General features: G+C 75.6%; 2 pseudogenes (1 of these 2 running past the window's edge). Both read right to left on the bottom strand.

Annotated features, from left to right (window positions below):
• Positions 1–1,054: pseudogene (locus ACFWXO_RS43790) on the bottom strand (hypothetical protein); the annotation flags it as partial.
• Positions 1,051–3,301: pseudogene (locus ACFWXO_RS43785) on the bottom strand (NHLP family bacteriocin export ABC transporter peptidase/permease/ATPase subunit) (it continues 173 nt past the right edge of the window). The pseudogenes ACFWXO_RS43785 and ACFWXO_RS43790, both read right to left, overlap by 4 nt.

The following is a 3,301-nucleotide window of genomic DNA, read 5'->3' as shown; positions in this document are numbered from 1 at the left end:
ACGCGGCCCTGGGTGCGCCCCCCCCCCGGGCGCGGCCCGCGGGGGGGGGGGGGGGGCCCGGGGGCGCGCGCCGGGGGGGGGGGGGGTGGGGGGGGGGGGGGGGGGGGGGGCGGCCCCCCCCCCCCGGGGCGGTGACGCCGAAGCCCTCGTGGGCGGCGACCAGCCGGGCCGCGGCCAGGGTGGGCTCGTCGCCGGTGGCGTCGCCGATCCGCAGCCGGGAGGAGGTGTCGCGCAGGATGGTCTCGAAGCCGCGCGCGGAGTCGGCGAGGGTGCCGGCGTCGCGCTCCTGGCGGGTGGCGATCTGTTCCGTCTCGGTGCCGCGGCGGCCCTCGATCCGGCGGTCGACGGTGTCCAGCAGTCGCCCGCAGTGGTCGGCCAGACGCTCCCAGAGGCCGCCCCGGTCGAGCAGTTCGCGCGGGGAGCGGGCCCGTACGGTGGCCGGGCCGGCGGCGACCAGCCAGTCCCGTTCGGTCAGCAGGACCTCGGCGCCCTCGGTGAGTTCGCCGCTCGCGCCCTCGGGCGCCTCGACGCCGCCCTGCTCGACCCGCACCCACTGGAGGCCGTCCACCGAGCGCAGGGCCTGGCCCTTCTTGAGGGCGGTCGGCCCGGCCGGGTCGAGCGGGGTGAACTCGCGCGGCGGCAGGGTGTCGCGCAGCGCGCCGGCCAGCGCGGTGAGGCCGCGGGCGAGGCCGGCCAGGAACTGGTCGGCGGCGAGCCGCGGTCCGTCCTGGTCCCGGCTCCGGTCGGCGGACAGCGCCTCGACCCGGGAGGCGGCGAGGAAGGCCGCGTCGGCGCCGAGCACCGGGCGGGCGACGATGCCCCGGCGGGCCCCGTCGGCGGCCGCGCCGGGCACCAGGGTGCCCGCCTCGATCCGGCAGAGGAAGTGCCAACGCCCCCGGGGCGCACCGGAGTCGAGGTGGACGGCGAACAGGTCGACGGCCCCGGAGCGGACCAGCAGCAGCTGCCCGGGGTCGTCCAGCACGAGGTAGCGGTCGGAGCGCGACTCGGCCGCCCCGGTGAGGACGGGCGAGAACGCCTCGGTGGACAGACTCACAGTTCGTCCTCCTCCTCGCGGCGCGCGGACTCGATCAGCGCCGTGTAGTGCCCGCCGAGCGCCAACAGCTCGTCGTGGGTGCCGCGTTCGACGATGGAGCCCTCGTGCAGCACGATGATCTCGTCGGCGTCGCGGACGGTGGAGAGCCGGTGGGCGATGATCAGGCAGGCGCAGCCGCGGCGGCGCAGGTTGTCCATGATCACCCGCTCGGTCTCCGGGTCGAGCGCGCTGGTCGCCTCGTCGAGCACCAGCAGGGTGGGCTCGCCGGCCAGCGCCCGGGCCAGTTCCAGCCGTTGGCGCTGGCCGCCGCTGAAGTTGCGGCCGCCCTCCAGGACCGGGCTGTGGATGCCGCCGGGGCGGGTCATCACGGTGTCGAAGACGGCGGCGTCGCGCAGCGCGGCGGTGACCGCCTCGTCGGGGACGTCCTCGTTCCAGAGCGTCAGGTTGTCCCGGACGGTGCCCTCGAACAGCGAGATGTCCTGGTCGACGTAGGCCAGCGAGGAGGCCAGCACGGTGCGGGAGATCTCCTCGCGCGGCCGCCCGTCCAGCAGGATCCGGCCGGACCACGGGGCGTACAGGCCGGTGAGCAGCCGGCCCAGGGTGGACTTGCCGCTGCCGGAGCCGCCGACCACGGCGACCCGGCGGCCGGGGACGACGGTCAGGCTGAGGTCCTTGATGATCGGCTCGGAGAGCGGGCTGTAGCCGAAGCGGACGTCCTCGAACTCCAGGGTGCCGTCGAGCTTGGGCCCGGCGGGCGGTTCGGGCCGGGCGAAGGCGGCGGCCACCGGGTAGCGCTCGACGTCGTACAGCCGCTTGATGTCGGCGGTGACGTCCTGGAGCCGGCCGCCCAGGTTGGTGAGCTGGGTGACGGGGCGGCTGAGCGCGGCCAGCAGGGTCTGGAAGGAGACCAGGATGCCGACGCTCATCGCGCCGTCCACCACCCGCTGGCCGCCGACCAGCAGGATCAGCCCGCTGTTGAGCGCGGCGAGCATCGGCGGCACCACGGTGAGCACGGCGCTGGGGATGCCGAGCTTCTGCTTGGCGGTGACGACCTTGGCGAGGAAGCCGGCCCAGCGGCTGAAGGCGTCCTGCTCGGCGCCGGTGGCCTTGACGGTCTCGATCAGCGAGAGGGTGGTGAAGGTGGTCGCGGTGAGGTTGCCGCGGTCGGTGCGCAGCGCGGCCACGGCGTCGGTGCGGGCCCGGGCGACGGCCTGCAGCACGACCACGTTGAGCAGCGCCATGCCGACGCCGACGAGGCCGAGCAGGATGTCGTAGCGGATCAGCACGGCCGCGTAGAACAGCACCAGGCCGAGGTTGATCACGGTGAGCGCGAGGTCGCGGGAGAGGATCTCGGCGACCACGTCGTTGCCGGACACCCGCTTGGCGACCTCGGCGGGGCGGCGCTGGAGGAAGAAGTCGACCGGCAGCCGCAGCAGGTGGCGGAAGAACCGGGCCGAGCTGACCAGCCCCATCCGGATCTCGATCCGCAGCAGGTAGTGCCGCTGGACGGAGGTCAGCACGAAGACGACGACGGCGGTGCCGGTCATGGCGGCCAGCAGCGGCAGGAGGTAGCCGCTCCCGCTGCCGGTCAGGACCCGGTCGATGAACACCCGGGTGTAGGCGGGGATCGCGATGCCGGGCAGCACCAGCAGCAGGCTGGCGAGCAGCACCAGCGGCATGGCGCGCCCGGTCGGGAGCCGGCGTTCGAGCAGGGCGGGGCCGATGCCGCCCTTGTCGCCGCCGGGCTCGAAGTCGGGGCCCTTCTCGAAGGAGAGCACGATGCCGGTGAAGCCGGAGTCGAACTCGTCCCACTCCATCAGCCGGGGGCCGCTGGCCGGGTCGTTGACGGCGACGACGGTGCGGCCGTACCGGGTGCGGATGCCCTCGACGACCATGAAGTGCTGGAAGGCCCAGAAGATGATGACCGGGCCGTCGAGATCGCGGAGCTTCTCGGCCTCGGTCTGGTAGCCGCGGGCGGTGAGCCCGTAGGTGCGGGCGGCGTTCAGCAGGGTGGAGGCGCGGGCGCCGTCGCGGGAGACCCCGCAGACGCCGCGCAGGTCCTCCAGCGGGACCCAGCGGCCGTGGTAGCCGAGGATCATGGCGAGGCTGGCGGCGCCGCACTCCACCGACTCCATCTGCAGGACGGTGGGGACGGCGTGCCGCCAGCGCCGCGGCGGGGGGGGGGGGGGGGGCGCGGCGGGGCGCCCCCGGGCGCCGCGGGGGGGGGGGGGGGCGGGCGGGGGGGCG

The sequence above is a fragment of the Kitasatospora sp. NPDC059088 genome (genome assembly GCF_042738155.1).
GTDB lineage: Bacteria > Actinomycetota > Actinomycetes > Streptomycetales > Streptomycetaceae > Kitasatospora.
The sequence above is the reverse complement of the archived record's forward strand: the minus strand, read 5'-3'. Positions and strand labels throughout refer to the sequence as shown.